6 protein-coding genes are annotated in these 6,007 nt (G+C 54.2%); 5 read left to right on the top strand and 1 reads right to left on the bottom strand.

From position 1 onward, the window contains the following. Positions 1 to 274 precede the first annotated feature (274 nt). The 5 genes from KG088_RS13165 to KG088_RS13145 all read left to right on the top strand — a co-directional run bounded on the left by KG088_RS13165 (position 275) and on the right by KG088_RS13145 (position 4,943). Positions 275 to 652 carry a GNAT family N-acetyltransferase gene (locus KG088_RS13165; protein ID WP_213825994.1) on the top strand — a complete coding sequence of 126 codons (378 nt, stop codon included), beginning with the start codon at positions 275 to 277 and terminating at the stop codon, positions 650 to 652. A 181-nt stretch (positions 653 to 833) separates the two neighbouring features. Next, positions 834 to 2,123 carry a hemolysin family protein gene (locus KG088_RS13160; protein ID WP_213825991.1) on the top strand — a complete coding sequence of 430 codons (1,290 nt, stop codon included), beginning with the start codon at positions 834 to 836 and terminating at the stop codon, positions 2,121 to 2,123. Between the two features lie 512 nt (positions 2,124 to 2,635). Beyond that, on the top strand, positions 2,636 to 3,061 hold the full coding sequence (locus tag KG088_RS13155; protein WP_213825989.1) for a P-loop NTPase family protein: 426 nt from the start codon (positions 2,636 to 2,638) through the stop codon (positions 3,059 to 3,061). A 564-nt stretch (positions 3,062 to 3,625) separates the two neighbouring features. Then, positions 3,626 to 4,144 (top strand): DUF2141 domain-containing protein, encoded by a 519-nt coding sequence (locus KG088_RS13150; RefSeq protein ID WP_213825988.1) that lies wholly within the window; start codon positions 3,626 to 3,628, stop codon positions 4,142 to 4,144. Between the two features lie 580 nt (positions 4,145 to 4,724). After that, positions 4,725 to 4,943 carry a hypothetical protein gene (locus KG088_RS13145; protein ID WP_213825987.1) on the top strand — a complete coding sequence of 73 codons (219 nt, stop codon included), beginning with the start codon at positions 4,725 to 4,727 and terminating at the stop codon, positions 4,941 to 4,943. 76 nt (positions 4,944 to 5,019) lie between these two features. Here the strand turns inward: KG088_RS13145 and KG088_RS13140 are convergent, their stop codons facing one another. Further along, positions 5,020 to 5,760 (bottom strand): dienelactone hydrolase family protein, encoded by a 741-nt coding sequence (locus KG088_RS13140; protein ID WP_213825986.1) that lies wholly within the window; start codon positions 5,758 to 5,760, stop codon positions 5,020 to 5,022. Between the last annotated feature and the right edge of the window lie 247 nt (positions 5,761 to 6,007).

Raw genomic sequence — 6,007 nt, 5'->3', positions numbered from 1 at the left:
CTCGTTGGCCGCTGGACGTGGCCTGACAGCCGGATGCGGAAACAGGCAACGGATTTGGGAGTTTTCACACAGCCTCGACCCGAAGCAGTCGTTCCGAAAACGCTGCAGGCGTGCGAACTTTGGATATATAGTCTATAAGTTAGTTAATAAGTTTAAATATTAATGTCTTGGGATATCCATGGGAGGCGGCATTTGCCGGACAAACGTGCCGGCACGCTCACCCAATCATAGAATGCACCGTCTAATACGCTGATAGCCAAATAAGAATTTATCTATGCACACTATTCTGAAATACCAAAAAATTCATGAGCTTGCGTTGTTAGCACTTTTGGGAGAGGAGCCCGAGTGGAGTTTGTTTTTGTACAACGATGTAATTGATGCGTTCAAGGAAGCACTTCTCGAAAGCGAAACCTTTGTATGCGAAAGTCATGGCAGTATTTGTGGATATCTTCGAGCTTTTGTCGATGCCTTTGGAATATACGTTAGTGAGTTATATATGTCACCACAGTTCAGAGGAAATGGTTTTGGCGCAGAGCTTCTGGCTAAGGTTAAGCAAGAGCATCCCCATCAGGATGTTTATGTTTTTTCAGATGAAGACCTTTATTATGAACAGCTCGGTTACAAGCGTGTTAGCTCGGTCTTTAAGCTATAAATTGGCTAACAAGGCCATGCACGCGACGATCGAGTGATGGCGGCGTTATATCAGTATCGTTTTAAAGTCCGCTTGTGGCCGAGGACCATGTTATGTGCCATGATCAAGTGGCGCTCGTGCAGTTCTTTGCTTAACGCACTCATCCCGATCCCCTCTCGCCTCCTTCATTCTATTGGCTACCATGCTCCTCGAAATTCTCATCGTTCTGTCCCTGATCGTACTGAACGGTCTGCTCGCCATGTCGGAGCTAGCGATCGTCTCTTCCCGTTCGACGCGTCTCCAGACGCGGGCCGCCGGCGGCTCACGTGGCGCCAGGACCGCACTTGCCCTTGCCGCCGACCCGGCGCGGTTTCTCTCGACAGTCCAGATCGGTATCACCCTGGTCGGCGTTCTCTCCGGCGCCTTCTCCGGGGCGACGCTGGGCGCCCGGCTTGCCGACGCGCTGCCGGGCCTCGGGGTTCCGGCACCGCTCGCCGATCCGCTAGGCGTGGGTATCGTCGTGGTCGCCATCACCTATCTTTCACTGATCATCGGTGAGCTCGTTCCGAAGCAGATCGCACTAGCCAACCCGGAGACGGTCGCTTCCCGTGTGGCGCCGGCGATGCACTTGCTTTCCCGCGCCGCCTTGCCGCTCGTCTGGCTTCTGGTCCGGTCGGGCAATCTCGTCCTAAAGTTGCTTGGACACTCAGGCAAGCGGGAAGCGACCGTCAGCGACGAAGAGATCCGGATGATCATCGCCGAGGCGGAGGGCGCCGGTACGATCGAAAAGGGCGAAACCAGGATGATCACCGGGGTCATGCGCATCGCCGATCGCTGCGCGCGCGGCTTGATGACCCCGCGGCACGAGGTCGAGCTTGTCGGGACCAGCGAGACCCGTGCCGGGATCCTCGCCCGGCTTCGCGCCTCTGGACGTTCCCGCCTGCCGTTATACGACGGTGGACAGGATGACATCGTCGGCATCCTCCTGAGCCGTGATCTCCACCACGTGGAAGATGAAGGCTTCGACCCCAGGTCGCACGCACGGCCTGCCCCGGTGATCCATGACGCCTTGCCGGCAATGCAGGTGATCGAACAACTCAAGGCGGCCCCCGCTCAGATGCTCCTCGTCTACGATGAGTACGGTCATTTCGAGGGCATCATCACTCCCATGGATATTCTCGGTGCGATCACGGGAGGGTTCGATGACGCGGAGGCGGACGAGCCCAAGCTGGTCGAACGCGATGATGGCTCGTTGCTCGTCGCCGGCTGGATGCCTGTCGACGAGTTTACCGACCACCTCGGTCTCACTTTGGAAGAAGACCCCGACTACGAGACCGTCGCTGGCCTTGTCCTTCACCGGGCGACGGAACTGCCGAAGGTGGGCGAGCACGTGACCGTCGGCGACTGGCGGATCGAGGTCGTCGACCTGGATGGACGGCGGATCGACAAGCTACTCGTTCAGAGAACACTGGCAGGCGAGAAAGGCGCATAGCTGTCGGGGACCGCATGGTCAAGATCATGGTGACGGGGTAAATGCTGTTCGGACGATCTACCAAGTCCCGCTCCAGGAACGCCAGGACGTTACCCTCTGTGGGGTCTCATTCGGGGGCGTGAAGAGACACCTCTCCATCCTTTACTTTCATTAATACTTCGCAGGGCATTCGAGCTTGGCATGGCCGCCAACATGAGGTCGAGATGTAAAGACAACGAAGGTTTTCTTAACACATGGTGGGAGTGGCCGAGCGTGATATGAAGCTATACCAGGACCGTGGAGGAGCGTCGACAAAGTCAGCTTTTGGTCGAATTTGGAATATTAATTTATTCTGATATACGCGTTGGGATTTATCGATCCCAAGCCGCTCTGCAAGCGAATTCTGGGTGCTTTTTTGTCCAATGTTGGAGCGGGCAGTTCAGTGCCTGTTTTACCGAGAAGGAATACATATGGTGAGAATGATACTTCTTGGAAATGCTGGGTCTGGCAAGAGCACTCTCTCCAGGAAATTTATGGCTAAGCAACCAGCTGCTCGCCTGTCTCTGGATGAAGTGGCGTTTCTGGATGGGTCAGAGAGACGTTGCCTTGAAGATAGCATTTCCGATGTAATGTGCTTTATTTCCGAAAATAAGAGTTGGATAATCGAAGGTTGCTACTCAGATATTATTGACTCGATCCTTACAGAGTGTGAAGAGCTCATATTTCTTAACCCTGGGGTTGATGTATGTGTTGCGCACTGCCGTGCGCGGCCATGGGAACCTGAGAAATTCTGCTCGAAAGAGGAGCAAGATAAAAACCTCAACAACCTAATAGAATGGGTTAGCTCCTATGAGACTCGCTCTGATGAGTATGGCCTCCGCCGACATTGGGCACTCTACGAGTCTTTCAATGGTAAAAAACGTGAGTTTACTCATCCAAGCGAGTATGAATCATTATAATAAGTCGTATCAGTGCACGGCAGGCAGTAGCCGTCCGCTTTTGTCGCCCACCGTTTAACGCTGCATTATATAAGATATATCTGAAAGACCGCTTCTGGCCGAATGGGAAACGTTAGTCTACCCTGATGGTATGGATAAAGCAGCTTATGACCCAGGCTGCGTGAAAAAAACTCGGGCTCTGCAGAAGGTGACGTTTGTATGTGGAATCTGGAGTAAGCTTGCCATGCAACTGCCTTAGAATTTGCGAGAGAGCACTAAAATTGATCGATTTTTTGACCAGCGCAAGACGCTCCAAACGTTTTCACACAGCCTCGACCCGGAGCGGACGCCTTGGGAAATGCCACATGCTCGTTCTTCCGGATTATGCAGTATGCACGATAATTGGTTTATGTAATCGAATTTTAATTAATATTTCGGTATACCGATATGTTGGGAGCAAGGTGGCGTGCGATATAATTATTGCGTGCGTAAGCATTGTAAGATACAAGCACGAAGTTTAATTTCTATTGGGCGTCTAATGGTCGAGTAAGTCAGTCTAGGAAGACTGGAGCTATGAGGAAAATCATGGGTGAATCAACTAATCGGGAGTCTGCGGTCGGCTCTCCTGCAAGGCATCCGGTGACGCGGTTCCCCATGGGGGTTCGGTGTGTAGCATTGTGGTCAGTGCTGATGCTTGTATATTTTCCCGCTATCGTATTTGCCCAATCATCATGCCCCGGAATTCACGTAAAAATCCCGAACATTCGTAATAACGCTGGGAGTGTAGCATGTGCGCTTTTTGAATCGCCAGCGGGTTTTCCTACTGAATTTCTTCACTCCGCAACCAATATAATGATGATAAAAATTCGGGATTCGCAGGCGCGTTGCAACTTTTTAGATATCCCCCCAGGAACGTATGCGTTGGCCGTCATTCATGATGAAAATATGGATGGCAAGCTAGCCACTAACTTTCTAGGGGTCCCCACGGAAGGCTACGGCTTTTCAAGCGGCGCAAAAGCCACGATGAGTGCGCCTTCGTTCGAAGCCGCTAGCTTTTCGTACAGTGGGCAAAACTTGGATCTGACGATTAGATTGAATTACTAAGCAATCATTTCATGAATACCGAGGCATTCTTTAAACCTGGATTCAAACTCACGATGATCAGCGAGTAAAAGGTCCCGTATCCTACAGGTTTCGTCGAGGTCGCCCGTCTGGGGTTCTATTGGCGAATCTTCCCCTTACCAAGGTGATTGCGGGGATTGGCGATTGACGTCTCTGGATAAACCAGACGTTACGAAGCTGCCGAAGACTTCGGGTGTCGGTGGGCATCCGTCTGGCCATGAAGTGGACCCTCCGCGACCGTTGCATGATGAAGCCAGGGTAACACTGGAGCAGGGGGGCAGATGTGGCCATACCTGTAGCGCCTAATCCCATGAAACACGGGAAATAATATTTAAAAATCATAAGGTTAAATGGCTGCTGGAGCGGCTGAAGGGAAACGAACAGGTGAGTATTCAAACGGCTTCGCGGAAAAATATAGCCGATTACCATACACTGGACCAAACAAGGCGTTTGCTGCTGGATTCCTTCATCGCACTGGTCTCAAGGCATGGCAGCAGAACGACGCCGCGCCAAGCCAGCCTTGGCAGGTGGTATTCTGTTTTCTTTAACATAGGAGAAGTCCATGCAAGATATAAGACGTCTTGAGGTTGGCATGACCACAAAGATTGGCACGGATCAGGTGAAGGAGCCTGAGGTAGGCAGGGAGTATGTTAGGGGGCTCGATTCCAATACCTGGCTCCTGTTTACCGAAGACCCGGCTGAGGATCGCCCAGTTGTTGTTCGCATCGATAGTATCGACGGCGATGTGTGCCACTGCACGGTCACAAGAAAGCCAAGTTGATAGCTGCTCTAACTTTAGGGTCCCTGATGATCAATTGAGTGATAGAAGTTATCCTCTGCTGGCGGCAAGAGAGCTTCTAGAGCAGTTCATTCAGGAGCATGGACAGTCGCTTGTGATGCAGGGCGTCGGCGGCCGCGTCGTAGGAGGGGGCGTCCTTGGCCGTGAAGCCGTGGGCTGCGCCCTTGTAGAGCTCGGTGGTGAAGTGCACGCCGGCGGCGGCCAACGCCCCGTCCATGCGGGCGATCTGCTCGGGTGGCAGCAATTCGTCCTTGTCGGCGTGGCCGAAATAGACGTGCCCCTCGATGGTGCCGACCACGTGCACGGGACTGTTCGGATCGTCGACCTCCGCCAGCCGGGCCGAGTGGAAACCGGCCGCAGCGGCAACGCGGTTGGCGTGTCCGGCCGCCATGCGCAGCGCGAAGGCCCCGGTCATGCAATAGCCGACCACGCCGACCTTGCCGTCCGCGAACTCAGCCTCGCTATCGATGCCGTCCAGCAGGGCGGCGAAGTCGCGGGATTGAGCCTCGGGCGTGAGGTGGCCGGCATACTCGACCAGCGTCGGCCGCACGTCCGGGTCGCGGAAGGACTTGCCTTCCGGCACGATGATGCCCTTGGCATCGCGGTAATAAATGTTGGGCATCAACACGGCATAGCCGTTGTCCGCGATCTGCTGGGCCTTCTCGTAATAGCAGGGGCGCAAACCGCCGATATCGGTGAACAGCACCACGGCCGGAAGGGGGCCCTCGGCATTCCCGGGCGTGAAGACATGAGCGTCGATGGTGCCGTCGGCAGCGGCGATTTCGATAGCGCGAGACATGAATGGGCTCCGGGGGTGTCGATGGCGAATGGATATCGTCGGGGACGAATGTCGCTAGAGACCAATCTAACCGGAAACAGGCCCTGTTGACGAGGTCGTCACTCTCTCATTCCGATGAACATTTGCAGCGCCTGGAGCCCGACCATTTGCAAGCCGCGCGGTGGCTTGCAAACGGCGGCTCAACTCTTCAATTGCCAGATCGGGCCTCTCGGCGCAGACCCGCCGGAAGTGCTTCGGCAGGCGGGCC

The sequence above is a fragment of the Halomonas jincaotanensis genome, assembly GCF_018448785.1.
Classification (GTDB): domain Bacteria; phylum Pseudomonadota; class Gammaproteobacteria; order Pseudomonadales; family Halomonadaceae; genus Halomonas; species Halomonas jincaotanensis.
This window is presented reverse-complemented; position numbering and strand designations above follow the sequence as displayed.

Bases quoted from the DNA above. Each gene is read 5' to 3' on its own strand.
- KG088_RS13150 (WP_213825988.1), top strand. From the start codon at position 3,626: ATGGGTGAATCAACTAATCGGGAGTCTGCGGTCGGCTCTCCTGCAAGG.
- KG088_RS13140 (WP_213825986.1), bottom strand. From the start codon at position 5,760: ATGTCTCGCGCTATCGAAATCGCCGCTGCCGACGGCACCATCGACGCT.
- KG088_RS13145 (WP_213825987.1), top strand. From the start codon at position 4,725: ATGCAAGATATAAGACGTCTTGAGGTTGGCATGACCACAAAGATTGGC.
- KG088_RS13160 (WP_213825991.1), top strand. From the start codon at position 834: ATGCTCCTCGAAATTCTCATCGTTCTGTCCCTGATCGTACTGAACGGT.
- KG088_RS13155 (WP_213825989.1), top strand. From the start codon at position 2,636: ATGGCTAAGCAACCAGCTGCTCGCCTGTCTCTGGATGAAGTGGCGTTT.
- KG088_RS13165 (WP_213825994.1), top strand. From the start codon at position 275: ATGCACACTATTCTGAAATACCAAAAAATTCATGAGCTTGCGTTGTTA.